Origin of the sequence: Aquitalea sp. ASV11 (assembly GCF_016429185.1) — a bacterium.
In the GTDB taxonomy this organism is placed as follows: Bacteria; Pseudomonadota; Gammaproteobacteria; order Burkholderiales; family Chromobacteriaceae; genus Aquitalea; species Aquitalea pelogenes.
In genome coordinates, this window is sequence record NZ_JAELUD010000001.1 from 102,616 (window position 1) to 128,646 (window position 26,031).

Sequence of the window (26,031 nt, forward strand, 5' to 3'; positions counted from 1 at the left end):
ACCGATTGCTTTCAATCAGTCTGCAGCCAGAATCATGAGCACGGAAAACAACGCGCCAGTAGTCAGCAACTTCATTCGCAACATCATTGACGAGGATCTGGCTTCCGGCAAGCACAGTTCCATCGTCACCCGCTTCCCGCCGGAGCCCAATGGCTACCTGCACGTGGGCCACGCCAAATCCATCTGCCTGAACTTCGGTCTGGCCGAGGATTACCAGGGCAAGTGCAATCTGCGCATGGATGACACCAACCCGGAAAAAGAGTCGGACGAATTCGTGCAGTCCATCAAGGACAGCGTGGAATGGCTGGGTTTCAAGTGGGATGGCAATGTCCGTTTCGCCTCGGATTACTTCGATGCGCTGTATGACTATGCCGTCGAACTGATCAAGTCGGGCAAGGCCTTTGTCTGCGACCTGAACGCCGAAGAAATGCGCGCCTATCGCGGCAGCCTGACCGAGCCGGGCAAGAACAGCCCCTTCCGCGACCGTAGCGTGGAAGAGAACCTCGACCTGTTCACCCGCATGCGTAACGGCGAATTCCCGGACGGCAGCAAAACCCTGCGCCTGAAAATCGACATGGCTTCCGGCAACGTGAACCTGCGCGATCCGGTGATCTACCGTATCCGCCGCGCACATCACCACCGTACCGGCGACAAGTGGTGCATCTACCCGATGTACGACTACACCCACTGCATCTCCGATGCGCTGGAAGGCATCACCCACAGCCTGTGCACGCTGGAATTCGAAGACCATCGCCCGCTGTACGACTGGGTGCTGGACAACATCACCATTCCTTGCCACCCGCGCCAGTACGAATTCTCCCGTCTGGAACTGCTGTACGCGCTTACTTCCAAGCGCAAGCTGCAGGCGCTGGTAACCGACGGCCTGGTGGATGGCTGGAACGACCCGCGCATGCCCACCATTGAAGGCATGCGTCGCCGCGGTTTCAGCCCGGCCGGCATTCGCCTGTTCGCCCAGCGCATTGGCGTGTCCAAGGGTGAAAACATCATCGACATGAGCGTGCTGGAAGGCGCCGTGCGCGAGATGCTGGAAAACGAATCGCCGCGTGTGATGGCCGTGCTGGACCCGATCAAGGTGACCCTCACCAACTTCGATGCCGACGTCACCGCCAGCCGCAGCGCGCCTTTCCATCCGCATCACCCGGAATTCGGCGAGCGCGAAGTGCCGATCGCCCGTGAAATCTGGATCGAGCGTGACGACTTTGCCGAAGTGCCGCCGCCCAAGTGGCAGCGCCTGACCGCCGGTGGCGAAGTGCGCCTGCGTTACAGCTATGTCATCAAGTGCGATGAAGTGATCAAGGATGCCGATGGCAAGGTGGTGGAACTGAAGTGCTCCATCGACCACGACACCCTGGGCAAGAACCCGGAAGGCCGCAAGGTCAAGGGCGTGATTCACTGGGTATCGGCTGCGCATGCTATCGAGGCTGATGTGCGCCTGTACGACCGCCTGTTCACCGAGCCGCGTCCGGATGCCGTGCGTGGCGAAGATGGCGAATATGTGGATTTCCGCCAGTTCCTCAACCCGGAATCGCTGAAAACCGTCACTGCTTTTGTGGAAGACGCCGTGTTGAAGGCAGCCCCGGAATCGCGCTTCCAGTTTGAGCGCCTGGGCTACTTTGTCACCGACCGTTACGACCATCAGCAAGGTGTGCGTGCAGTGTTCAACCGGACTGTGGGTCTGCGCGATACCTGGAGCAAGTGATTTTTTTGTCCTAGCGGGTAAGTAAGCATTTACTTACCCGACTTGGTGCTGAATCTCTCTCAAGCGGGCATGTAGCCCGCTTTTTTCATGCCTGCTGCTTGGGCTACACCGTTAAGCAGGCACTGACAAGCTTCGCCAGCGCAGCATTTGATGCACGTCGACTTTGGCGCGATGTAATTTGCCTGCTACACCTGTCCTGCTTAGCATCAAAACCATTCAGTCTTGCTTTGCGGAGAAGTGTGATGAACCAGCCACGTCTGCTTTACCTGCAATCCGGCGGCCCCACCGCAGTACTCAACGCCTCGGCGCAAGGGGTGATAGAAACCGCCCGCAAGCTAGGCATCTCGGTGTATGCCGCCCGCGACGGACTGGCTGGCCTGCTGGAGGACCGGCTGGTGAATACCGATGGCGTGTCCGATCACGACATCGCCCAGCTGGGTTTTCTGCCTGGCGGGCATTTTGGCGTCAGCCGCCGCATGATAGGCCGTTTCGACGAATGTCCCGAAGACTGGCTGCGCATGAAAGCGGTGCTGGCACGTCACGGCATTCATTATCTGCTGATCAATGGCGGCAACGGCTCGCTGGGCTGCGCCGCCCGGCTGGCGGATTTCCAGCGCCATACCGGTCATGCGCTGCATGTGATCGGTGTGCCCAAGACCATAGACAACGATCTGGTCGGCACCGACAACAGCCCGGGCTATGGCTCGGCGGCCAAGTTTCTGGCCAGCACCATGCTGGAAGTCGGCATGGACATGATCAGCATGGGGCGGGGCCGGGTGTTCATCATGGAAGCCATGGGCCGCCATACCGGCTGGCTGGCGGCGGCACCGGCTGCGGCGCGCATTCACGGTGGGCAGGCACCGCATATCGTGTTGTTGCCGGAAGTGCCGTTTGATCAGGGCAAGTTTCTGGCCGCAGTGGATGCCAGCCTGGCGGCGCATGGCCAGTGCGCCATCTCGGTGGCAGAAGGCCTGGTGGATGCCGCCGGGCGCTTTGTCACCGAGGCCAATGCCTCGGCCGTGTATGGGCATGAGCAACTGGGCGGGGTAGGGAGCTGGCTGGCGGCGCTGCTCAAGCGCGAGCGCGGCCTGTCCGCCCATGTGGCGCAGGTGGATTACCTGCAACGCGCAGCCGGGCATCTGGTGTCGGCCACCGATGCCGCCCAGGCTTACCAGATGGGGCAGAAGGGCGTGGAATGGCTGCAGGCGGGCCGCAGCGGCGTGATGGCGGGCATCCGCCGTCTGTCCGATCACCCATACCGCTGGGAAGTGGCGGCGTTTCCGCTCTCTGATGTTGGGGATCTGGAAAAGGCTTTCCCATCGCACTTTATCTCCGCCGACGGCTATGGCGTGACCCAGGCCTTTCTCGACTACCTGCTGCCGCTGATGGAGGGCGAGCGCATGCCACCTTTCCGTCAAGGCTTGCCAGACTACCGCCGTATTGAATGGCCACCGGTCTGACCCCATCTGTCAGCTTTCGTTGGTCAAGCCGCCGGGCCATGTGCCCGGTTTTGCATTTTGCGCATCGCTTGTCGGGCAGTGTGCAGGCGCTTCGCGGGGGCTTGACGACTCTGCTACAATTTCCCCTTTTACCCAAGCACAGGTTATCTAGATCATGCTGAACGTGTACAACACCCTGACTCGCCAGAAAGAAGAGTTCCATCCCATCGAACCGGGCAAGGTGCGTATGTATGTGTGTGGCATGACGGTGTACGACCTCTGTCATATCGGCCATGCCCGCATGCTGGCCGCCTTTGACGTGATCTACCGCTGGCTCAAGGCCTCCGGCTACGATGTCAACTACGTGCGCAACATCACCGACATCGAAGACAAGATCATCAAGCGTGCACTGGAGCGCGGCATCACCCCGGACCAGCTGGTGGCGGAAACCATTGCCGACATGCACCAGGATGCCGCCGCGCTGAACCTGCTGCCGCCAACGCATGAGCCGCGCGCCACCCACCATGTGGGCGGCATGATTGCGCTGATCGAACAGCTGATTGCCAATGGCAAGGCCTATCCGGCCCCTAATGGCGATGTGTATTACGCGGTGCGCGAGTTTGAAGGCTACGGCAAGCTGTCCGGCCGTACGCTGGACAAGCTGCGCGCCGGTGAGCGCGTGGAAATCGACCCCAACAAGCGCGACCCGCTGGACTTCGTGCTGTGGAAGGCTGCCAAACCCGGCGAGCCGTCCTGGGACAGCCCGTGGGGTGCAGGCCGTCCGGGCTGGCATATCGAATGCTCGGTAATGAGCTGCCACCATCTGGGCGAGCATTTCGACATCCACGGCGGTGGTGAAGACCTGCAATTCCCGCACCATGAAAACGAAATCGCCCAATCCGAAGGCGCGCATGGCCATCAGTATGTGAATTACTGGCTGCACAACGGCTTCATCAATGTCGATGGCGAAAAGATGTCCAAATCGCTGGGCAATTTCTTCACCATCCGCGATGTGCTGCAGCATTTCGACGGGGAAGTGGTGCGCTTCTTCATCGTGCGCAGCCACTACCGCAGCCCGGTCAACTACACCGACAGCATCCTCAACGATGCCAAGCAGGGCCTGACCCGTCTGTACACTGCGCTGCGTGGCCTGGACTTGCCGGAAAGCACGGGCATCGACTGGAGCAACCCTTACGCTGCGCGCTTCAAGGCGGCAATGGACGACGACTTCAGCTCCTCTGAAGCCGTTGCCGTGCTGTTCGAGCTGGCTGGTGAAGTCAACAAGAGCCGCGATGTACAACTGGCTCGCCTGATGAAGGACCTGGGTGGCGTGCTGGGCCTGCTGCAACGCGAACCGGAGGAATTCCTCAAGGCCGGTGCCGGGGAGGGCGAATTGACTGCCGAGCAGATCGAAGCGCTGATCCAGGCCCGTCGTGATGCCCGCGCCAGCAAGAACTGGGCCGAGTCTGACCGTATCCGTGACGAGCTGATCGCCAAGGGTGTGGTGCTGGAAGACAATGCCCAGGGTACCAGCTGGCGTCGTGCCTGAGTTTTACCTGGTCTTGGGCGTGCGACGGCGGTCGGGTATGGCCCGCACCGCTGTTTTTAGTTTGCCGCGACTTGTCAAGTGCTGATAAAGCGCGGATAATGCACCCCTTCACCAAGTAGTACAGGCAAAACCCCTGTACCCGTAACCAAGGAAGCTCATCATGCGCGCTGATATCCACCCGAATTACAAAGAAGTTGCGGTTACCTGCTCCTGCGGTAACACCTTCACCACCCAGTCCACCATGGGCAAGGACGCCTTCCACATTGAAGTGTGCTCCAGCTGCCACCCGTTCTACACTGGCAAGCAGAAGATTGTTGATACCGCCGGCCGTATCGACAAGTTCAACCAGAAGTTCGGTGGCTTCTTCAAGCGCTAAGCTTGTAAGCTTTGGAAAAAAGGCAGCCCAGGCTGCCTTTTTTCATTTCCGCTGCGTGTGCTTGCACATTAAAATGACGCTTTACTCCAACTGGCGCGCGCCTCGATGCTGACGTACTCCCCGCAAAACGCCACTGTCCCCGTTCCCACCGAAAAGCCCTGGGTCTTGTTGCTGCTGTGTTTTGTCTGGCTGTGGCCGGGCATCATCGGTCACGACCCGTGGAAGCCTGACGAACCCTATGTGATGGCTGTAGTGGATGGCATGCTGCGCAGCGGCAACTGGCTGCTGCCCACCATCCAGGGCGTGCCCTATCTGGAATCCCCACCGCTGTATTACTGGGTGGCTACTGTACTTGCCAAGCTGTTTTCCCCCTGGCTGCTCCCTGCCCATGATGCCGCGCGGCTGGCAACGCCGCTGTTCATGACCCTGGGCCTCACCCTGGCGGGCATGACCGGGCGTGACCTGATTGGCCGCCGTCACGGACGCAGCGTGGTGATGATCCTGATTGGCTGTCTGGGGCTGATTGTCACCGGCCACCAGATGACGCCGATGGTAGCCAGCTTTACCGGTTTTGCTGCCGCCTTTTATGCCTTGTCGCTCACCCTGCGCTCTCCCGGACTGGCTGGTGCCATTCTGGGTGCCGGCAGCGCCGCGCTGTTCCTGAGTGCCAGCCTGCTGGAGGTGATGCTGGTGTGGGCTGTCGTGCTGTTCTTGCCGGCCTTTGCCGCCTGGCGCAACAAGCGCTATGTCATCACCGTGCTGATGGCCTTGCTGGTGGCTGTGCCTGTGGCGCTGATTTGGCCGCTGGAGCTGTCCCGCAGCTATCCGGCACTGTTCCGCCTGTGGTGGGAACACCATGCGCTGGGCCCGCTGGACGGCTTTGGCAAGGTAGGGCTGTTTCACGGTTTTGGCTACTACACCTTCAATACCATCTGGTTTGCCTGGCCGGCCTGGCCGCTGGCAGCCTGGACGCTGTACCGCAACCGCAAGTACGAACTGCCCATGTTGCAGCTGCCGCTGATGTTCTTTGCCGTGGTGCTGATCATGCTGACGCTGTCGGTGCGCAAGAGCATGGATTACGCCATGCCGCTGCTGTTGCCGCTGTCCCTGCTCGCTGCGGTGGAGCTGGATAATCTGCGCCGTGGCGCTGCTGCCTTTCTCAACTGGTTCGGTCTGATGGCATTCGGGGTGTTCGGCCTGCTGATCTGGGCGGGCTGGGCGGCGATGAACTATGGCTGGCCGGAACGGCTGGCGGGGCGGGCGCAGTACTTCAGCCCTTACTATGTGCCACATGTTTCGCTGCTGGCCGCCATCTTTGCCATTCTGGCCACCATCACCTGGATATGGGCGGTCACCCGCAGCCATGTGCGTGGTCGGCAAGCCATTACCAACTGGGCTGCCGGGCTTACCTTGTGCTGGGGATTGGCGTTGAGCCTGTGGCTGCCATGGCTGGATGCGGCAAAGAGCTATCGCCCGGTGGTGGAAAGCATGCTGCGCAACGTGCCTCCGGCGGTACTCAATGGCAGCAGCTGCATTGCTACAGAGCGCGAGAACATGATGGCGCGCATCAGCTGGCACTATTATGGCGGGATTGATCTGGTGGCTTATCCGGCTGGCGAAAGCAGCCCCTGCGACTACCGCCTGTTGATGCGCTCTCGTACCGAGGGCCTGGCCGAGCCGGGCTGGAACTTGTTGTGGCAAGGTGCACGGCCGCGTGAGAAGTACGAGCTGTTCGGCTTGTTCCAGCGTTCGCCGCACTAGCCGCATAGCAGAACACATCATCAGGACCCATCATGATGACGACAGGCCGCACCGCATGCGGCCTGTCTGCTTTTGGTCCTTCCCGTGCTGATTCAGGGCAGCCATCACTGTCGGCAGGCTTTCTGCCAGCACAAACAGCTCGCGCTCTTCAAAGCGGACATGGGCAGTCATGGCATCGGCAAAGGCTTGCAGCATGGCTGCCGAGGCCAGTTGCGGATGTTGCAGCAGGGCATGCAAATGGGCGTGATCTGCCAGCGTGCGGTCAACCGCAGCCTGCTGCCCCGCTTGTGACAGCGCAGGTAACAAGAGGCGTTCTTCCTGGGCGAAATGGGCTTGCAAGCTGTCCTGATAATGCTGGATCAGCCTCCGGGCGACGCGTTGCCACTCTTCAGCATCATCCTGCCGTGCCGCTTTGCCGGCCTGCATGGCCAGCGACAGGGCATGGTGATGGTCGTGGGAGAGTGGGGTAAGGGCTGCGCTGCGTTTCATGGTGGTGGCTGTTAACGGTCAGGCAGACAGCCTGCGCCAGTGGCAGAAGATATGCCTTGATCACTCTCAAGGACAGCCGGGCCTCCCGCCGGGAGGCCCTGAGCGGCTAGTGTTGCAACTGCGGCAGATTGGCAAACAGCTGCAGTGCTTCCGGGTTGGCCAGTGCACTGAGATTATTCACCGGCTCGCCGTGAATCACGTTTTTCACCGCCAGTTCGACAATCTTGCCGCTGATGGTGCGTGGAATGTCGGTGACGGCAATGATGCGCGCCGGGACATGGCGCGGGCTGGCACCACGCTTGATCTGTTCGCGCAGCCGGTTGACCAGCGCGTCATCCAGCACATGGCCCTGCTGCAGCCGGACAAACAGCACCACGCGCTCGTCGTCCTGCCAGCGCTGGCCCACGGCCAGGCTTTCCACCACTTCCGGGAAGCTTTCCACCTGGCGGTAAATTTCCGCCGTGCCGATACGCACGCCACCGGGGTTGAGCACCGCGTCGGAACGGCCATAAATCACCATGCCGTTGTGAGCGGTGATTTCAGCGTAGTCACCGTGGCACCACACATTATCGAAGCGGCCAAAATAGGCCTGACGATATTTGCTGCCCTGCTCGTCCTGCCAGAACCCCACCGGCATGGAGGGGAAGGGGCGGGTGCATACCAGTTCGCCCTTTTCCTGCCGCACCGGCCTGCCGTAACTGTTGAAGATGTCCACCGCCATGCCAAGGCCGCGGCATTGCAGCTCGCCACGGTATACCGGCAGCTTGGCGCAGCCCAGGGCAAAGCAGGACACAATGTCGGTACCGCCGGAAATGGAGGCCAGATTGATGTCCAGCTTGATGTTGGCGTATACCCAGTCAAAGCTTTCCGCCATCAGTGGCGAGCCGGTGGAGAACACTGCGCGTAGTGCATCCAGCCGGTATTGCGTGGCAGGAGTCAGGTTGATCTTGCGCAGGCCGTCGATGTATTTGGCCGAGGTGCCAAACTGGGTGAATTGCCATTGCTGCGCATATTCCCACAGGATGTGTCCCTGATTGGCAAACGGCGAGCCGTCATACAGCATCAGCGCCGCGCCGCTGGCCAGGCCGGATACCAGCCAGTTCCACATCATCCAGCCGCAGGTGGTGAAGTAAAACAGGTGGTCGCCATGGTGAATGTCGGCGTGCAGCTGGTGTTCTTTCAGATGCTGCAGCAGGGTGCCGCCGGTGCCATGCACGATGCACTTGGGTTTACCGGTGGTGCCGCTGGAATACAGGATGAACAGCGGATGGTTGAATTCCACCCGCACAAACTGCAAGGGACGCGCAGCGAAGCGGGCAATGAAATCGTCCAGTGTGATAGTGCGCGGCAGGCTTGCGGCAAAGGCAGCGGTTTCCCCCAGGTAGGGGACGGCAATGAACTGCTGTACCGAAGGCAGGCCTGCTGCCAGCGCCTGCATCTTGTCGCGGATGTCGATTGGCTTGCCGCCATACCAGTAGCCATCCGGGCAGAACAGCAGCTTGGGCTCGGTCTGGCCAAAGCGGTCGATGGCACCGTCGATGCCGAAGTCGGGCGAACAACTGGTCCATACCGCGCCCAGACTGGTGGCGGCCAGCATGGCGGCCACGGTTTCCGGCATATTGGGCAGGAAACCGGCTACGCGGTCGCCCGCCACAATGCCGGCTGCCTGCATGGCTTGCTGCAAGCGGGACACCAGCTGGCGCAGCTGCTGCCAGCTGTAGCGGGATTTGACCTTGTCCTCCCCCCAGAACACCAGGGCGGTGCCATCGCCATCGTGACGCAGCAGGTTTTCTGCGTAATTGAGGCGGGCTTCGGGGAAAAAGCGTGCAGCCAGCATATTGTCCGCCTGCTCCAGCGCACTACCACCCTTGTCGCCTACTACTCCGCAGTAATCCCACACCAGCGCCCAGAAGCGGCCCGGGTCGTCCACGCTGGCTTGCCACAGCGTCTGGTAATCCGGCAGCGGGCGGTCATAGGCTGCTTCGGCCAGGCGGGTAAAGGCATGCAGGTGGGAGCCTGCAATACGTTCGGCGGATGGTTGCCAGATGGGCTGGGTGGGCTGCTGCATGGTTCTCCTCTTTCTTTACCTTGCTTGCTTTTCTTGCTTTGTTTTTGCGGCCTTGCCGTGGCTGCTCAGTGGGCCGTTGCCATGGCCTGCGCCACCTTCGAGGTGGGGGCGCGGCCCAGCAGGCCGGCGGCAAACCAGGCGGTTTGCACCAGTGTCGGCAAGTCTATGCCACAGTCCACGCCCAGGCCATGCATCAGGTACAACACGTCTTCGGTGGCGACATTGCCGGATGCCCCACGAGCATACGGGCAGCCGCCCAGCCCGGCAATCGAGGAATCGAATGTTCTGATGCCTGCCTGAAAAGACGCATGAATATTGCTGATGGCCATGCCGTAGGTATCGTGGAAGTGACCTGCCAGTTGTGCAATTGGCACAAGCTTGCTCACGGTATTCAGCATGTCCAGCACCCGGTTGGGGGTGGCAGTGCCGATGGTGTCGCCTAGTGAAATCTCGTAGCAGCCCATGTCCAGCAGGCGGGCCGCCACTTCTGCCACCTTGGCCGGGGCAATCGGCCCTTCATAGGGGCAATCCACCACACAGGACACATAGCCGCGCACGCGGATGCCCTCGCGCCGTGCTGTAGCCATCACGCTGTCGAAGCGGGCCAGGCTTTCGGCAATGCTGGCATTGATGTTTTTCTGGCTGAAACTTTCACTGGCCGCACCAAACACGGCAATCTCGCGCACGCCAGCAGCCAGTGCCTGCTCCATGCCCTTGTCGTTGGGCACCAGCACCGGGTAATGCACCGGGCCGGACAGGTCCAGTGCCTGCAATACTTGCAAACTGTCGGCCATTTGCGGCACCCATTTGGGCGAGACAAAAGCCCCGGCCTCGATGGTGGTGAGGCCGCTGGCAGCCAGGCGGCGAATCAGTTCCAGCTTGCTGGCGGTATCCACCTGCTGCTTTTCGTTCTGCAGCCCGTCGCGCGGGCCGACTTCGACGATTTTTACGGTTGGCATAGCGTGTTGTCCTTCGGATCAGTCGGCGTCGAAGTCGAGCAACTCGTCGCCATCGCATACCTGTTCACCAGCACCAAAGTAAAAGGCATTCACCGTGCCATCGGCTGGGGCATGGATGGTGTGCTCCATTTTCATGGCTTCCAGAATCAACAGGGGCTCACCTTTGCTCACCTGCTGTCCGCTACTGGCCAGCAAGGCCACTACCCGCCCAGGCATCGGTGCTTTCAGGTGGGTGGCGCCATGCACTTCTTCGGTGCTGGCGGCGTACGGGTCCACCCAGCTTGCTTCCAGCCGTTCGCCTTGCAGGAACAACACCCGCAGCTGCTGCTGGCTAATGACGGTGGCGCGCAGTTGTTGCCCGTCCAGCGTGACATGCCATTCACCGTGTTGCAGCCGTGCTGCGGCCTGATATGTCTGTCCTGCCACCGTCACGGCAAAACCGTGGTCCAGATGGCGCAGGCTGACGCTGTGCAGGGTATCGCCGTGGATGAATTGCTGGACGGTTTCCAGCTGACCATTCAGTCGCCAGCCCGCGCGCACCGGGAAGTCCGTCTGCGCGCCCAGCGTCTGGGCCAGCGCCAGCACAGCCAGCTGAGCACTACTGGCCGGAGTGGCTGGTGGCAGCAATTCTTCCTGATAGCGGGCGATGAGCCCGGTATCCACTGCACCACTGGCAAAGCTGTGGTGCTGCACAATGCGGCGCAGGAAAGCGATATTGGTGGTGACACCGGCCACCTGATACTGCGCCAGTGCCGCGTCCAGCTGTTGCAAGGCGGCAGCCCGGTTTTTACCCCAGACAATCAGCTTGGCAATCATCGGGTCGTAGAAGGGGCTGATGCTGTCGCCTTGTTCCACCCCGGTATCGATGCGTACCTGTGCGCTTTCGGCAGGGGGGGCCAGGTGAATCAGCTGGCCGGTGGCTGGCAGGAAGCCCTTGTCCGGGTCTTCCGCATAAATACGGGCCTCGATGGCGTGGCCGTGAATCTGCAGCTCGTTCTGCCGCAGCGGTAGCGGCTGACCGGCGGCTACTTGCAACTGCCAGGCCACCAGGTCCTGCCGGGTGATCATTTCGGTCACCGGGTGTTCTACCTGCAGACGGGTGTTCATCTCCATAAAGTAAAAGTCACCGGGGCGGCCATCGTCCTGTACCGCCATGATGAATTCCACTGTTCCCGCACCGACATAGCCCACCGCACGCGCAGCGGCGCAGGCGGCGTCGCCCATGGCCTGCCGGGTGCTGACCGGCAAATCCGGTGCCGGGGCTTCTTCCAGTACTTTCTGATGACGGCGCTGCACCGAGCAGTCACGCTCGAACAGGTAGACACAGCCGCCCAGGCTGTCGGCAAACACCTGGATTTCCACATGGCGCGACCGTGGCAGGTATTTCTCCACCAGCACCTTGTCGTCACCAAAGCTGGCGGCTGCTTCGCGCTGGCAGGATGCCAGCGCAGCGGCAAAATCCTCACTGCGCTCGACAATGCGCATGCCCTTGCCACCACCACCGGCGCTGGCCTTGATCAGTACCGGATAGCCAATGCGGTCGGCCTGCTGGTGCAGGAAATCCGGCTCCTGGCGCTCGCCGTGATAGCCGGGCACCAGCGGTACGGCCGCTTGTTCCATCAGTGCCTTGGCGGCAGATTTACTGCCCATGGCGGCAATGGCGTTGGCCGGCGGGCCGATAAAGGCGATACCTGCGGCAGCGCAGGCGGCGGCAAAATCAGCGTTTTCCGACAAAAAACCATAACCGGGGTGGATAGCCTCGGCACCGCTCTGGCGGGCAATGTCCAGAATCAGCCCGGCCTTGAGATAGGATTCCGCCGCCGGAGCCGGACCCAGTCGCCAGGCTTCATCGGCCAGTCTGACAAAGCGGGCATCGGCATCAGCGTCGGAATAGACCGCTACGGTGGCAATGCCCAGCTGGCGCGCGGTCTTGATTACCCTGCAGGCGATTTCGCCGCGGTTGGCAATGAGGATTTTCTTAAACATGGCAGTCTCCCGCGGCGAAATCGCCACGGCGCAGGCGCGCCGTCAGGCGATGTTGCTGCGCAGCTGCGCAGCCTTGCGGCTGCTGGTCGCCTCTATTCGCAATAAGTATTTTCTTGAACATGGCGGCGTCCTTATTGTTCTTGTTGCCAGGCGGGCGGGCGTTTGTCGAAGAAGGCGGCCAGCCCTTCACGGGCTTCTGCGCCGCTGCGGGTGCTGGCAATGCGGCTGGCGGTGTCGGCCAGCAGGTCGTCATCCCAGGGTGAGCCTTCATGCAGTTCGGCCAGCAGGTCTTTGGCGGCCCCCAGCGCACGTGGTGCGCCTTTGGCCAGTTCGCTGGCGATCTCGGCGATGCGCTGGTCCAGCATGTCCGCGGCGACCACTTCATGCACCAGTCCGATACGGGCGGCGGTGGCGGCGTCAATGCGCTCGGCCGACAGGAAGTAGCGCCGTGCCTGCCGCCAGCCGATGGCATCGGCCACATAAGGGCCGATGGTGGCCGGAATCAGGCCCAGCCGCACTTCGGTCAGGCCAAAGCGGGCGGCTTCGGTGGCAATGGCAATGTCACATACGGTAGCCAGGCCGGTGCCACCGGCAATGGCCGGGCCGTGGATGCGGGCGATCACCGGTTTATGGCTGCGGTAAATGGCCTTGAGCATGGCGGCCAGTCGCTGGGCATCGGCCAGGTTTTCTGCCTCGCTGTAACCGGCGGCGCGGCGCATCCAGTCCAGGTCAGCCCCGGCGGAAAAGCTTTTGCCATGTCCGGCCAGCACGATGACACGCACGCTGTCGTCCAGTTGCAGTGCCTTGAAGGCGGCGGTCAGTTCGGCAATCAGGGTTTCGTTCAGCGCATTGTGCAGTTCCGGGCGATTCATCCACACAGTGGCGGCGCTGCCGTTATGACGGATATCGAGAGTCTGATACTGGCTCATGGCACTTCCTTACATGCGGAACACGCCAAAGCGTGTTTTTTCGATGGGCGCGGACAGGGCGGCTTCCAGTGCCAGGCTCAGAACATCGCGGGTCTGGGCCGGGTCGATGATGCCGTCGTCCCACAGCCGGGCGCTGGCGTAGTAAGGGTGGCCCTGGCGTTCGTATTGCTCGCGTACCGGTGCTTTCAGTGCTTCTTCCTGCTCGGCGGTGAAAGCATCGCCCAGTTGTTCCTTCTTGACCTGTGCCAGCACCCCGGCGGCCTGTTCGCCGCCCATCACCGAAATGCGGCTGTTGGGCCACATCCACAGCATGCGCGGGCTGTAAGCGCGGCCACACATGCCGTAGTTGCCAGCCCCGAAGCTTCCGCCAATCAGTACGGTGAACTTGGGTACGCTGGCGCAGGCCACGGCGGTAACCAGCTTGGCACCATCCTTGGCAATGCCGCCGTTTTCATACTTCTTGCCCACCATGAAGCCGGTGATGTTCTGCAGGAAAATCAGCGGAATGCCACGCTGGCAGCACAGTTCTACAAAGTGCGCTCCCTTGAGGGCCGATTCGGAAAACAGGATGCCGTTATTGGCGATGATGCCTACGCGCCAGCCATTGAGCCGGGCAAAACCGGTTACCAGCGTGGTGCCGTAGTTTTGCTTGAATTCGTCAAAGTCGGAATCGTCTACCAGCCGGGCAATGATTTCGCGCACATCAAACGGCTTTTTCGGGTCGGCCGGAATCACGCCGTAGATTTCCTCGGCGGCATGGCGTGGTGCTTTGGGTTCGGTGCGGTCCAGCACGCCTTGTTTGTGCCAGTTGAGGTCGGCCACGATGCGACGGGCAATGCCCAGCGCATGGGCGTCGTTCTGCGCCAGATGGTCGGCCACTCCGGAAATGCGCGCATGCACATCACCACCACCCAGTTCTTCTGCAGTGACGACTTCGCCGGTAGCGGCCTTTACCAGCGGCGGGCCACCCAGAAAGATGGTGCCTTGTTCCTTGACGATGACGGTTTCGTCCGACATGGCCGGTACATAAGCGCCGCCCGCGGTGCAACTGCCCATCACCACGGCAATTTGCGGAATGCCGGCGGCAGACAATTGGGCCTGGTTGTAGAAGATGCGGCCAAAGTGCTCCTTGTCCGGAAACACTTCGTCTTGCAGCGGCAAAAAGGCCCCGCCGGAATCCACCAGATAGACGCAGGGCAGGCGGTTTTCCCTGGCGATTTCCTGCGCGCGCAGATGCTTTTTCACCGTCATCGGGTAATAAGTACCACCCTTGACCGTGGCGTCGTTGGCGATGATCAGGCAGTCCACCCCGGCAATGCGGCCAATGCCGCTGATCAGGCTGGCACCCGGCGCATCGTCGTTGTACATGCCAAATGCCGCCAGCTGGGACAGTTCCAGAAAGGGCGCGCCGGGGTCCAGCAGCAGGTTGATGCGCTCGCGCGGCAGCAGCTTGCCACGGGCTGTGTGTTTGTCACGGGCTTTGTCGCCGCCGCCCAGTGCTGCCGTGGCGACTTTCTGTTTCAAGTCATCCACCAGCGCACGCATCTTGTCGGCATTGGCCTGGAAGTCCGGCGCGCGGGGGGAGAGTTTGGATTCGATGACTGGCATGGAGAGCCTCTTGTTTTTGTGCCGATCCGTCAGGTTTTTTCAAAGCCAAGTAAAGCAAGGCAAAACGAAGAGCGTGGAGAAAGCGGCTGAGGCAAGGTGCGCCGCCGCAGACAGTACATTGGGTACGGCCAGGCGGCGCAACGCGGCATCAGGCGTTTTATCCGGCTCTTAGCGTGTCTCGGCCATCAGTTCGCGGCCAATCAGCCAGCGGCGGATTTCACTGGTACCCGCGCCGATTTCATACAGCTTGGCATCGCGCAGCAGGCGGCCGGTGGCGTACTCATTGATATAGCCGTTGCCGCCCAGGCACTGGATGGCATCCAGCGCCATCTGGGTGGCGTTTTCGGCGGCGTACAGAATGGCCCCGGCAGCGTCCTTGCGGGTCTGGCGGCCGGTATCGCCACGGTCCAGCGCCTGGCCGACGGCATAGACATAAGCACGGCTGGCGGACAGCTTGACGTACATGTCGGCCAGCTTGCCCTGCATCAGCTGGAAGTCGCCAATGGCCTGGCCAAACTGTTTGCGGTCATTCAGATAGGGGACGACGATGTCCATGCAGGCCTGCATGATGCCCAGCGGACCTGCCGACAACACGGCGCGTTCGTAGTCCAGCCCGCTCATCAGCACTTTCACGCCATTGCCTTCGCCGCCCAGTACATTCTCGGCCGGGATTTCACAGTTGTCGAAGAACAGCGGATAGGTGTTGGAACCGCGCATGCCCAGCTTGTCCAGCTTGCTGCCGTGCGAGAAACCGGCAAAGCCCTTTTCCACGATAAAGGCGGTGATGCCTCTGGGGCCGGCATTGATGTCGGTCTTGGCATACACCACCAGGGTGTCGGCATCGCCGCCGTTGGTAATCCACATCTTGCTACCGTTCAGTACATAACGGTCGCCTTTTTTATCGGCGCGCAGCTTCATGCTGACTACATCGGAACCGGCATTGGGTTCGGACATGGCCAGCGCGCCCACGTGTTCGCCGGAAATCAGCTTGGGCAGGTAGCGGGCTTTCTGTTCGGCGCTGCCGTTCTTGCGGATCTGGTTGACGCACAGATTGGAGTGCGCGCCGTAGGACAGGGCGACTGAGGCCGAGGCACGGCTGATTTCTTCCATCACGATCATGTGGGCCAGATAACCCATATTGGCGCCACCGTATTCTTCTTCGGCGGTGATGCCCAGCAAGCCCAGGTCACCAAACTTGCGCCACAGGTCGGCCGGAAACAGGTTGTCACGGTCGATATCGGCGGCGCGCGGGGCGATTTCGGCGTCGGCAAAATCCTTCACGCTCTGGCGCAACATGTCGTAAGTGTCGCCGTGGTCAAAACGCAGGCTGCTGTACATGGTGTTTCTCCTCGGTGCCGGTCGTGGCGGCGGTGCCTGACGGGCTATTGTGATGGTCGCGTTACTGCTTTGAATATTGAATTACGTTTACGTAAGCGTCAATATGGTGTGGTAAAAAAACCTGCACGAGGGCAGGTGTTCAGGCGGGGTTGTCGGCCTTGGTGGTCATCTGGTCGATCACGCCACGGCAGTGTTTTTCCAGCGCGTCGATTTCCGCCAGCACCACGTCGATGTCACGCCGCTGTTCTTCCAGCTGCTCGCGCCTGGCCACCAGCAAATGCAGCAACTTGAGCGACTGGCTGGCTTCATCGCGGGCCAGATCATACAGATCAATGATTTCGCGTATTTCCGACAAGGACAGGCCAATGCGCTTGCCACGCAGGATAAGCCGCAGGCGGGCGCGGTCGCGGCGGGTGAACACGCGCTGGCGGCCATCGCGTTGCGGCTCGATCAGCCCTTGTTCCTCGTAAAAGCGGATGGTGCGCAGTGTGACGTCAAAATCACGCGCCAGATCCGAAATGGTGAAGACTTCCTGTTCTGTCATGGTATCTGCTTTCAGTATTTATACGGATTGTAGCGTTTTTCCCACGGCTTCTCATCATGATAGACGTATTACGTTTACGTAATCGTCAACTTGTGGGATTAATGCCAGAAAAATGGGCCGCGCCATGCAGCGTGGCTGCCGTCGCAAGGGAAACGACGCATCCGGATAAAGAGACCACAACAAGGAGACACACAATGCAGCACGCCAGCTACGTGCACGGAGCCAAGCAGCAGCCACTGATTGGCAAGACCATCGGCCAGATGTTTGACCAAGCCTGCCAGCACCACGCCCAGCGGGACGCCCTGGTAGTACGCCAGCAAGGCATACGCTGGAGCTATGCCCAGTTACAGGAGCAAGTGGACCGGATGGCGTGCAGCCTGATGCGTCTTGGCCTTGAACCGGGCGAGCGCATCGGCATCTGGTCGCAAAACAACGCCGAATGGGTGCTGACGCAGTTTGCCACCGCCAAGGCCGGGCTGGTGCTGGTGAATATCAACCCGGCTTACCGCCGTGCCGAGCTGGAATACGCCATCAACAAGGTAGGTTGCCGTGCATTGATTGCTTCGCCCAGCTTCAAGAGCAGCAATTACATCGAGATGCTGCAAGACTTGCTGCCTGAATTGGCAGGCAGCCAGCCTGGTCAACTCAAGGCCGCCCGCATGCCCAAGCTGGAATGGGTGATCCGCATGGGACAGCAGGCCACGCCGGGCATGTTGGGTATGGCCGAATTGTTGTCAGAACCGACCCCAGCCGAGCGGATGGCTTTGCAGCAGTTGGGTGATCGCCTGCAATTCGATGATGCCATCAACATCCAGTTCACCTCCGGCACCACCGGCAGCCCCAAGGGCGCCACGCTGTCGCATCACAATATTCTCAATAACGCCTTCTTTACCGGACAGGCCATGGGCTTCAGCCCGGCCGACCGGTTGTGCATCCCGGTGCCGCTCTACCACTGTTTCGGCATGGTGCTGGGCACGCTTACCTGCCTCACGCATGGGGCATGCATGGTGTTCCCGGCGGAAAGTTTTGATGCACTCAGCGTGCTGCAAACCGTGCAGGAAGAACGCTGTACCGCGCTGCATGGGGTGCCCACCATGTTCATCGGCTTGCTGGACCACCCGCAGTTCGCGCAATTCGACCTGTCCAGCCTGCGCACGGGAGTGATGGCCGGCAGCCCTTGTCCCATCGAGGTGATGAAGCGCGTCACCACCCTGATGCACATGTCGCAAGTCACCATTGGCTACGGCATGACGGAAACCAGCCCGCTCAGTTTCCAGAGCAGTGCCGACACCCCGCTGGACAAGCGCGTGTCCACCGTCGGGCAGGTGCATCCGCATGTGGAGGTCAAGATTGTCGATAACGATGGCCACATCGTGCCGCATGGCGAAACCGGCGAGCTGTTGACCCGTGGCTATTCGGTGATGCTGGGCTACTGGGACGACCCGCAGAAAACCGCCGACTCCATCGACCGGTCCGGCTGGATGCACAGCGGTGATCTGGCGGTGATGGATGCCGAGGGTTATGTGAATATCGTGGGCCGGGTCAAGGACATGGTGATTCGCGGCGGCGAAAACATCTACCCGCGTGAGGTGGAGGAGTTCTTCTACCGTCATCCCAAGATTCAGGAAGTGCAGGTGATTGGCGTGCCGGACGACCGCTTTGGCGAGGAACTGTGCGCCTGGATCAAGCTGCGCGATGGCGAAACCGCCAGCATCGACGACATGCGCGCCTTCTGCCAGGGCCAGATCGCCCATTACAAGATTCCGCGCTACATCGAGTTTGTCGACAGCTTTCCCATGACCATTACCGGCAAGATCCAGAAATTCGTCATGCGCCAGCAAATGAAGGAAAAACTGGGGCTGAACGACAGTCAGACCGCATAAACGCAGGTGGATCAAACTTTGTATGCACAGGCCCCGGCGAGCCGGGGCTTTTTTCGCTACAATGCGCCCATTCAATCTGACCGCTAGGAGCGCACCATGACTGATATCGTATTCAATGACGCCGATCTGGCCCGGCTGGAACAGTTGCTGACGCCCCTGTCGATCAGTGGCAGCACCATGCGCCCGGACGAAGTACAAGGCTTCTTTGCCGCGCTGGCCAGCGGACCGGATGCCGCCGACCGTAGCATGTGGCTGTCCGAAGTATTGGGCGATGCCCCGGCTTTTGAAAATGCCGAAGAACAGGCGGAGCTGGAAGCCCTGCTGCAAAAGCTGTTTGATGTCACCGCCCATGTGCTGGCCGATGGCCGCGAGCTGGACCTGATCCTCTACGCCGACGATGACAGTGATAGCGAAGACGATGAAGCCGACTACTGGCCGTGGTGCAATGCCTATCTCTACGCACTGGACGTGGTGGATACCGACTGGTTCGAAGCGGCGGACGATGAAGGCTTCGAAGACCTGCTGATGCCGATTCTGGTGCTGGGCGGCATGTTCGAGGAAGAAGACGGCGAAGACCTGGTCACTTTTACCGACGAGGAAAAGGAAGACTGCAAGGAACAACTTCCTGAGGCACTGATTGCCGTATTCAACTACTGGCGCGCCAAGGCACAGGCTCCGGCCACTGTTCGCCGTGAAGGCGAAAAGGTGGGCCGCAACGACCCTTGCCCTTGCGGCAGCGGCAAGAAGTACAAGGCCTGCTGCGGCAGCAACTGAGTTTTCTGCCGGTCTGCGGGCTGGTGCATGCCATACCTGAAAGCCTCCATGCGGAGGCTTTTTCTTTTACTGCCATGTGGTGGTCATGGTTCAGGATTGATGCAGGTATGAAATGAAATCCTGTTGTTCGGCACTAAGTGGTTCATGCTTGCGCGTCAAGATGCCAAAAGGAGGGAGTGGTATGTCTACCTTGATTGGCAATATCTGCACGATGCCCATCTCCAGATAGTCTGACATGGCAGATTCCGCTAACAGCATCACCGCATTGGTGCGTTGAATCAGTTGCAGCATGGAGTAAACCGAATTGCTCTCGATGATATTACCGGGCAAGGGCAGTGCGGCGTGCAGCAGATATTGCTCCAATGCCATGCGTGCCGGGCTGCTGGGCGCTTGTAATATCCATGGCCAGTTTCGTAGTAATACCGGCAATTCGATATGTTGCTGTTGCAATAAACTATGGTGTTTAGCCACCACCAGTCGCAATACTTCATTACCCATTGGCCAAAAATCAAAAGCCGCATCTTCGGTTTTCGGGCTGCGCCGGGCAATGGCCAGGTCGATACGTCCTTGTTCCAGCAAGTTCACCACTTCGTCGCTGGTGTCTCCCATCACGCGGATGCACAGCCGGGGCCTTTCCTGTTTCAAACGTGCAATTGCCGCCATGACCCGCTCGGGTGCCGCACCCATGATGGCACCCACTGACAAGTAGCCAAAGCCTTCTTTCTTCTGCAGTGCCAGCGTCTCCATACAGCCTTCCAGATGATGCAGGCTACGGGTGGCAAATTTGACCAGCTCCATGCCCAGTGCGGTAGGCAGCATGCCATGTGGCAGACGCTCGAACAGCCGGCAGTCAAACATATCCTCGATTTCCTGCAACATGCGGCTGGCCGCTGGTTGCGACATATACATGCCTTCCGCCGTGCGTTTCATATTCTGGTTATTCCCCAATAACACCAACATTTGCAAATGCTTGTAACGTAGGCGTTGCAGTAAATGACGGTACTGTGTTGCTGGCAGCATGGCAGTTTTATCCATAAGCAGAAGGTATTGCCAGTTAATTAAATGTAATTGGATGGTTCTTCGAGTATGTCGTAGTTTTGCTGCTGCCGCTTATTTTCTGAGTGTCATCAAAGGCCTGATATTTACCAAAGAAAATAAGGATAATTCCTGATTGAAGGGGGTGAATATTCTTATGTCGGTTTTTATTATTGGCTGTGATTAATTTCGCAAGTCATTCCAGTAAATTCATCCCGGATATTGATTTTTTTCTGATCAGCTTGGATTCGGATATTCAACGTCGGAGCAGTTCACCATGAAGCAAATGCCAGTCATCAAACACGTCCGTGCCTTTACCTTGCGAGGGGGTGGTGCGGATTATCACGATCAGGCCGATGGCCACTGGATAGACGACCACATCGCCACGCCGATGTCCAAATACCCGGCCTACCGGCAAAGCCGACGCAGCTTTGGCATCAATGTGCTGGGCACGCTGGTGGTGGAAGTTGAGGATAGCGCCGGCAATGTCGGTTTTGCCGTGACCACCGGCGGCGAACCGGCAGCTTTCATCGTCGAGCGCCATCTGGTGCGTTTCGTGGAAGGGGCCAAAGTCTGCGATATCGAGCGCATCTGGGACCAGATGTATCACGGCACCCTGTTTTACGGACGCAAGGGCCTGGTGCTCAATGCCATCTCCGGGGTGGATCTGGCCTTGTGGGATTTGCTGGGCAAGGTGCGGCAGGAGCCGGTGTACCAGTTGCTGGGCGGTGCGGTGCGGGACGAGCTGCAGTTTTATGCCACAGGTGCACGGCCAGACCTGGCCCGTGAAATGGGATTCATCGGCGGGAAAATGCCGCTGCACCACGGGCCGGCGGAGGGGGAGGACGGCCTGCAAAAAAACCTGGCCTTGCTGGCCAGCATGCGCGAGCGGGTAGGCCCGGACTTTTGGCTGATGATCGACTGCTGGATGAGCCTGGACCTGAATTACGCCACCCGTCTGGCACAGGAGGCTGCGGCGTTTGGCCTGAAATGGATAGAAGAAGCACTGCCGCCGGACGACTACTGGGGCTATGCCGCCTTGCGGCAGCAACTGCCGCTGGGCATGTTGTGTACCACCGGCGAGCACGAGGCCACGCGCTGGGGTTTTCGCATGCTGCTGGAAATGGGCTGCTGCGACATCATCCAGCCCGATGTCGGCTGGTGTGGCGGCATTACCGAACTGCTGAAAATCTCGGCATTGGCCGATGCGCATCAGGCGCTGGTGATTCCGCATGGCTCCAGCGTGTACAGCTATCACTTTGTCGCCACCCGTCACAACAGCCCGTTTGCCGAATTCCTGATGATGGCACCGCAGGCCGATCAGGTGGTGCCGATGTTCAGTCCACAGCTATTGCACGAGCCAGTGCCGGAAAACGGCCGCATGCCGGTATCGCGGCTGGACCGTCCCGGTTTCGGCGTGGAGCTTAATCCCGCCTGCACCTTGCATCGCCCCTACCTGCACACTCCGGGAGGCTGAGATGACGCATGGACAAACACTTTGCACCCTGGCTTTCCGCATGCAGTTGTTTCCGGGGCAAGCCGAGGAATATCAACGGCGCCATGCCGCCATCTGGCCGGAACTGCGCAGCGCGCTGCTGGATGCCGGCATTGTCGAGTACCGCATTTTTCATGATGACAAGGACGACGCCTTGTTTGCCGTGCTGTATTGCCGGCAGCCCGACCGGCTGGCTGAACTGCCCAGCCTGCCGGTGATGCAGCAATGGTGGGCCTATATGGCCGACATCATGGTGACCCAGCCAGACCTTTCGCCGGTACAGGTAGGCTTGCGCAGCATGTTTGTGCTGAGTACGGGGGAGGGGCTGTCATGCGCATCGTAGACGCCCATTGCCATTTCTGGTGGTTGGGGGGAGGGCAGTACCCCTGGCTGACCCGGCGCAAGCCCAATCTGCTGGGTGATTACGCCGCGCTGGCACGTGACTTCCTGTTGCCGGACTTGAGACAGCTGGCTGAGCAGGCCGATATCGAGCTGGTGGGCGTGGTGCATATCGAAGCCAATGCGACGGATGCACTGGAGGAAACCCGTCAACTGGAACACATGCTCGACTTGTCTGGCGATACCTTGCCAGTTGCTTTGCTGCCTTTTCTCGATCTGGCCAACCCTCAGGTGGCAGATCAGCTTGCCCGGCAACTGGCAGCTTCCACCCGCGTACGTGGCGTGCGGCAGATTCTCAACGTGCATGCCGACCCACAGTTCGACTACGTGGGCCGCCACTACATGCGCGAGGCGCAATGGCAGTGCGGGATGGCCTTGCTGGAACGCCACGGCCTGATCTTCGAATTGCAAATATACCCCTCACAAATGCAGGAAGCTGCTGCGCTGGCCAGGCGTTATCCGGCGGTGCGCTTTGCGCTGAACCATACCGGCATGTATGTGGATCGCCATGCCCCTGCCGGCTGGCGCGCGTGGCGGGATGGCATGCGGGCCTTGGCAGCCTGCCCGAATGTGCAGGTTAAGCTGAGTGGTTTCGGCATGCTCGACCACCACTGGACCGAGGACAGTCTGCGGCCGCTGGTGTACGAGGCCATCGACGCCTTCGGCAGCGCACGCTGCATGTTTGCTTCCAATTTCCCGGTGTGCAGCCTGTACACCTCCTACCGCAGGCTGTGGCAGGCCTATGACAATTTGCTGGCGCAGGCAGCGGCACATGAGCGTCGTGCCATGTTTGCCGACAACGCCTGGCGTTTTTACCAATTGGGAGACTAGCCAGATGGCCATCATTCTGCTGGGCCTGTTGTTTCATTTCATCGGCTCGTTTTCGTCCGCCAGTTTTTATCTGCCGTATCGCAGCGTGCGGCTGTGGTCCTGGGAAAACTTCTGGCTGCTGGGTGGCTTGTTTTCCTGGCTGATTGCCCCGTGGCTGGCCATTGCCCTGACCATTCCGGGTTTTGCTTCCATCCTTGAGGCGGCAGACAGCGGGACGCTGGGCTGGACCTATTTCTTCGGCGTGTTATGGGGCATCGGTGGCCTCACCTTTGGCCTGGCCATGCGCTATATCGGCCTGTCGCTGGGCATGTCCATCATCATGGGCCTGACATCCGCTCTGGGTGCCCTGATGCCGCCGCTGTTCAATGATCTGTTTGGCCGCGAGGATGGTTTGCGCCTGAGCCAGATGCTGCTCAGCAGCGGTGGGCAGATGGTGTTGCTGGGCGTGCTGGGCTCGCTGATCGGCATCGTGTTGTGCGGGGTGGCCGGCATGCGCAAGGAGCGCGAAGTCGATCTGGCAACCAAGCAAAGTGCGGTTCAGGAATTCAACATGAAAAAGGGCATCGCGGTTGCGCTGGTGTCCGGTTGCCTGAGTGCCTGCTTCAGCTATGGCATCAATGCGGGCAAACCACTGGCCTTGGCCGCGGTAGCGCACGGTGCCAATTCCCTGTTCATGAACAATCTGACCTTTGCCGTCATCATGCTCGGTGGCCTTACCACCAATGCGTTGTGGTGTCTGCACCTGTCCTTGCGCCGTCGCAGTCTGGGCGAGTTCGTCAATCGCAATACTCCCTTGCTGCGCAATTACCTGCTGTGCGCGCTGGGCGGCTTGCTGTGGTATCTGCAGTTCTTCTTCTACGGCATGGGCGAAAGCCGCTTGCATAACCCCACCAGCTCCTGGGTGCTGCACATGTCTTTCATCATCCTGATTTCCAATCTGTGGGGTGTCTGCCTGGGTGAATGGCGCGGCACTGCGCCGCAAACACGCCGCGTCCTGTTGCTGGGCATTGTGGTCATTATTGCCGCCATCGGCATGGTGGGTTTTGGTAGTGCAGTCCATTAAGCACGGCTGGCAAAGACGGGATTTGTCCTTGGTCCCGGCCTGCGGTGGTGGGCATGGGATCAAGGGTTTGCTGTAGCACATCGGGCTTGTATCGCCGGTATTCCTGAGGAGACAAAGCGATGTTGTTAGCAGGTAAGCGAGTGGTGATTACCGGGGCGTCCCGTGGCATAGGGCGGGCCATTGCACTGGGCTGTGCCCGCCATGGGGCGGATGTGATGCTGGGCCACAGTGGCCGCAGCAGTGCGGATGACATCCTGACCCTGCGTCACCAGATTGAGGTCCTGGGGCGCAAAGTGGCCGATCAGGCGGGTGATATCGGCGACCCGGACACCGGTGCCGCGCTGATTGCCATGGCCGTGGAGCACTTGGGCGGAGTGGATGTCTTCATCAGCAATGCAGGCATCTGTCCTTTCCATGCCTTTCTGGACATGCCGCACGAGACGTATTACCGCACGGTGAATACCAATCTCAACGGTGCCTATTTTGCGGTACAGGCGGCCGCAAGGCAGATGCAGCAGCAGGGCGAGGGCGGTGCCATCATTGCCGTCAGTTCCATCAGTGCCTTGGTGGGCGGTGGCATGCAAACCCACTACACCCCCACCAAGGCCGGTTTGCTGTCGCTGATGCAGTCCTGCGCCATTGCCTTGGGACCGTTTGGCATCCGCTGCAATGCCTTGCTGCCGGGCACCATAGAAACCGACATCAACCGGGAGGACCTGGCCGACCCGCATAAGCGCAACTACATGCAAAACCGCATCCCGCTGGGGCGGCTGGGGCAGCCGGAGGATCTGGTCGGCCCGGCGGTGTTCCTGGTCTCAGACCTGGCGCGTTATGTCACCGGGGCCAGCCTGCTGGTGGATGGCGGTATGTATGTCAATTTGCAATAGGAGTTGTCCATGCAGCTGCCAGACAATCATTTCAAATCTGCCTTGCAGCAGAGGTCATCAATATCACCCCGGTACGGTATCTGGGCTGGCATGGCTTCCGCCTATAACGCGGAAATCCTGGCGACCACCGGCCATGACTGGATTCTGCTCGATGGCGAACACGCCCCCAATACCGTGCCCACGCTGTTGGGACAGCTACAGGCGCTGGCGGCCTATCCTGTCAATCCGGTGGTGCGCATTCCGCATGGCGACCCGGCATTGATCAAGCAGGTGCTGGATATCGGTGCGCAAACCCTGATGGTGCCGATGGTGGAGAGCGCAGCACAGGCCGCAGCGCTGGTGCGGGCCATGCGTTACCCGCCAGCGGGGATACGTGGTGTCGGTGGGGGACTGATCCGCGCCACCCGCTGGGATGCAGTGGCGGATTACATAGCGCAGGCCGATCAGGCGCTGTGCCTCGTGGTGCAGATCGAATCTTCACTCGGGGTGGAAAACGCGGCGCAGATCGCTGCTGTGGAAGGGGTGGATGCCATTTTTATCGGCCCGGCCGACTTATCCACCAGTATGGGCCACGCCGGCAATGCCAGCCATGCCGACGTCCAGCACAGCATCCGCCACGTCATTGACAGCTGCCTGGCGCAGGGCAAGGCCTGCGGCATTCTGGCACCCAATGAGCAGGATGCCCGCCGCTATGCCGAGTGGGGTTGCAGCTTTATTGCCATCAGTATTGATATCCCGCTGCTGCGTCAGGCGGCATTGGCCAGCCTGGCACGTTTCCGTGCTTCTTCTTTATCTGTCACCAGCAAGCAGGGCTATTAACCATCCCCCGGCAAGAGCCCATGCTGGTGATGTGCGCCCAGCATGGCAACATGATTTTTCAGGAGCATTCCGATGTCTG

Annotated in this window: 22 protein-coding genes; 13 read left to right on the forward strand and 9 right to left on the reverse strand. The window is 60.2% G+C overall.

Annotation, left to right across the window (positions count from 1 at the left end; genetic code table 11):
- Window positions 1-34 precede the first annotated feature (34 nt).
- The 5 genes from JHD62_RS00460 (at window position 35) to JHD62_RS00480 (ending at window position 6,845) form a co-directional block, all read left to right on the forward strand.
- Window positions 35-1,720: a glutamine--tRNA ligase/YqeY domain fusion protein gene (locus tag JHD62_RS00460; RefSeq protein WP_199101320.1), complete on the forward strand. Its 1,686-nt coding sequence runs from the start codon at window positions 35-37 to the stop codon at window positions 1,718-1,720.
- A gap of 242 nt (window positions 1,721-1,962) precedes the next feature.
- Window positions 1,963-3,180 (forward strand): 6-phosphofructokinase, encoded by a 1,218-nt coding sequence (locus JHD62_RS00465; protein WP_199101321.1) that lies wholly within the window; start codon window positions 1,963-1,965, stop codon window positions 3,178-3,180.
- A 154-nt stretch (window positions 3,181-3,334) separates the two neighbouring features.
- Window positions 3,335-4,708, forward strand: a complete 1,374-nt coding sequence (gene cysS / locus JHD62_RS00470; RefSeq protein ID WP_199101322.1) for a cysteine--tRNA ligase — start codon at window positions 3,335-3,337, stop codon at window positions 4,706-4,708.
- A gap of 160 nt (window positions 4,709-4,868) precedes the next feature.
- The gene (gene rpmE / locus JHD62_RS00475) at window positions 4,869-5,084 is read left to right on the forward strand and encodes a 50S ribosomal protein L31 (protein WP_045847109.1); all 216 of its coding nucleotides are present in this window, start codon (window positions 4,869-4,871) and stop codon (window positions 5,082-5,084) included.
- A 105-nt stretch (window positions 5,085-5,189) separates the two neighbouring features.
- The gene (locus tag JHD62_RS00480; protein ID WP_199101323.1) at window positions 5,190-6,845 is read left to right on the forward strand and encodes a glycosyltransferase family 39 protein; all 1,656 of its coding nucleotides are present in this window, start codon (window positions 5,190-5,192) and stop codon (window positions 6,843-6,845) included.
- A gap of 30 nt (window positions 6,846-6,875) precedes the next feature.
- On the opposite strand, the gene JHD62_RS00485 is transcribed toward JHD62_RS00480, so the two are convergent.
- The 8 genes from JHD62_RS00485 to JHD62_RS00520 form a co-directional block, all read right to left on the reverse strand.
- Window positions 6,876-7,334, reverse strand: a complete 459-nt coding sequence (locus tag JHD62_RS00485) for a hemerythrin domain-containing protein (protein ID WP_199101324.1) — start codon at window positions 7,332-7,334, stop codon at window positions 6,876-6,878.
- A 106-nt stretch (window positions 7,335-7,440) separates the two neighbouring features.
- Window positions 7,441-9,402, reverse strand: a complete 1,962-nt coding sequence (locus JHD62_RS00490) for an acetoacetate--CoA ligase (RefSeq protein ID WP_199101325.1) — start codon at window positions 9,400-9,402, stop codon at window positions 7,441-7,443.
- Window positions 9,403-9,467: 65 nt separating this feature from the next.
- Window positions 9,468-10,361, reverse strand: coding sequence for a hydroxymethylglutaryl-CoA lyase (locus tag JHD62_RS00495; RefSeq protein WP_199101326.1), 894 nt, complete (start codon window positions 10,359-10,361; stop codon window positions 9,468-9,470).
- Between the two features lie 18 nt (window positions 10,362-10,379).
- Window positions 10,380-12,347: an acetyl/propionyl/methylcrotonyl-CoA carboxylase subunit alpha gene (locus tag JHD62_RS00500; RefSeq protein WP_199101327.1), complete on the reverse strand. Its 1,968-nt coding sequence runs from the start codon at window positions 12,345-12,347 to the stop codon at window positions 10,380-10,382.
- A gap of 131 nt (window positions 12,348-12,478) precedes the next feature.
- Window positions 12,479-13,276 carry an enoyl-CoA hydratase/isomerase family protein gene (locus JHD62_RS00505; protein ID WP_199101328.1) on the reverse strand — a complete coding sequence of 266 codons (798 nt, stop codon included), beginning with the start codon at window positions 13,274-13,276 and terminating at the stop codon, window positions 12,479-12,481.
- A gap of 9 nt (window positions 13,277-13,285) precedes the next feature.
- Complete coding sequence (locus JHD62_RS00510) at window positions 13,286-14,884, reverse strand: carboxyl transferase domain-containing protein (protein ID WP_199101329.1); 1,599 nt, start codon at window positions 14,882-14,884, stop codon at window positions 13,286-13,288.
- 168 nt (window positions 14,885-15,052) lie between these two features.
- The gene (locus tag JHD62_RS00515; protein ID WP_199101330.1) at window positions 15,053-16,222 is read right to left on the reverse strand and encodes an isovaleryl-CoA dehydrogenase; all 1,170 of its coding nucleotides are present in this window, start codon (window positions 16,220-16,222) and stop codon (window positions 15,053-15,055) included.
- Window positions 16,223-16,361: 139 nt separating this feature from the next.
- Complete coding sequence (locus JHD62_RS00520) at window positions 16,362-16,766, reverse strand: MerR family DNA-binding transcriptional regulator (RefSeq protein ID WP_045847119.1); 405 nt, start codon at window positions 16,764-16,766, stop codon at window positions 16,362-16,364.
- 194 nt (window positions 16,767-16,960) lie between these two features.
- On the opposite strand from JHD62_RS00520, the gene JHD62_RS00525 reads away from it, so the two are divergent.
- Entirely contained in the window at window positions 16,961-18,649 is a 1,689-nt protein-coding gene (locus JHD62_RS00525) for an AMP-binding protein (RefSeq protein WP_199101331.1), read from the forward strand.
- A gap of 96 nt (window positions 18,650-18,745) precedes the next feature.
- Window positions 18,746-19,423 (forward strand): YecA family protein, encoded by a 678-nt coding sequence (locus tag JHD62_RS00530; protein ID WP_199101332.1) that lies wholly within the window; start codon window positions 18,746-18,748, stop codon window positions 19,421-19,423.
- Between the two features lie 90 nt (window positions 19,424-19,513).
- Here JHD62_RS00530 and JHD62_RS00535 read toward each other — a convergent pair whose 3' ends face one another.
- Window positions 19,514-20,458, reverse strand: a complete 945-nt coding sequence (locus JHD62_RS00535; RefSeq protein WP_370541002.1) for a LysR family transcriptional regulator — start codon at window positions 20,456-20,458, stop codon at window positions 19,514-19,516.
- A gap of 277 nt (window positions 20,459-20,735) precedes the next feature.
- Between JHD62_RS00535 and rhmD the strand changes: the two genes are divergently transcribed.
- The 6 genes from rhmD (at window position 20,736) to JHD62_RS00565 (ending at window position 25,952) form a co-directional block, all read left to right on the forward strand.
- Window positions 20,736-21,935, forward strand: a complete 1,200-nt coding sequence (gene rhmD, locus JHD62_RS00540) for an L-rhamnonate dehydratase (protein WP_199101334.1) — start codon at window positions 20,736-20,738, stop codon at window positions 21,933-21,935.
- A gap of 1 nt (window position 21,936) precedes the next feature.
- Complete coding sequence (locus JHD62_RS00545) at window positions 21,937-22,296, forward strand: L-rhamnose mutarotase (protein ID WP_199101335.1); 360 nt, start codon at window positions 21,937-21,939, stop codon at window positions 22,294-22,296.
- Entirely contained in the window at window positions 22,284-23,183 is a 900-nt protein-coding gene (locus tag JHD62_RS00550) for an amidohydrolase (RefSeq protein ID WP_199101336.1), read from the forward strand. The genes JHD62_RS00545 and JHD62_RS00550 overlap by 13 nt, the downstream gene beginning before the upstream one ends.
- A 4-nt stretch (window positions 23,184-23,187) precedes the next feature.
- Window positions 23,188-24,246, forward strand: a complete 1,059-nt coding sequence (gene rhaT / locus JHD62_RS00555; RefSeq protein ID WP_199101337.1) for an L-rhamnose/proton symporter RhaT — start codon at window positions 23,188-23,190, stop codon at window positions 24,244-24,246.
- Between the two features lie 119 nt (window positions 24,247-24,365).
- Window positions 24,366-25,133: an SDR family NAD(P)-dependent oxidoreductase gene (locus tag JHD62_RS00560; protein ID WP_199101338.1), complete on the forward strand. Its 768-nt coding sequence runs from the start codon at window positions 24,366-24,368 to the stop codon at window positions 25,131-25,133.
- Window positions 25,134-25,142: 9 nt separating this feature from the next.
- Window positions 25,143-25,952, forward strand: a complete 810-nt coding sequence (locus JHD62_RS00565) for an HpcH/HpaI aldolase/citrate lyase family protein (protein ID WP_199101339.1) — start codon at window positions 25,143-25,145, stop codon at window positions 25,950-25,952.
- Window positions 25,953-26,031 lie beyond the last annotated feature (79 nt).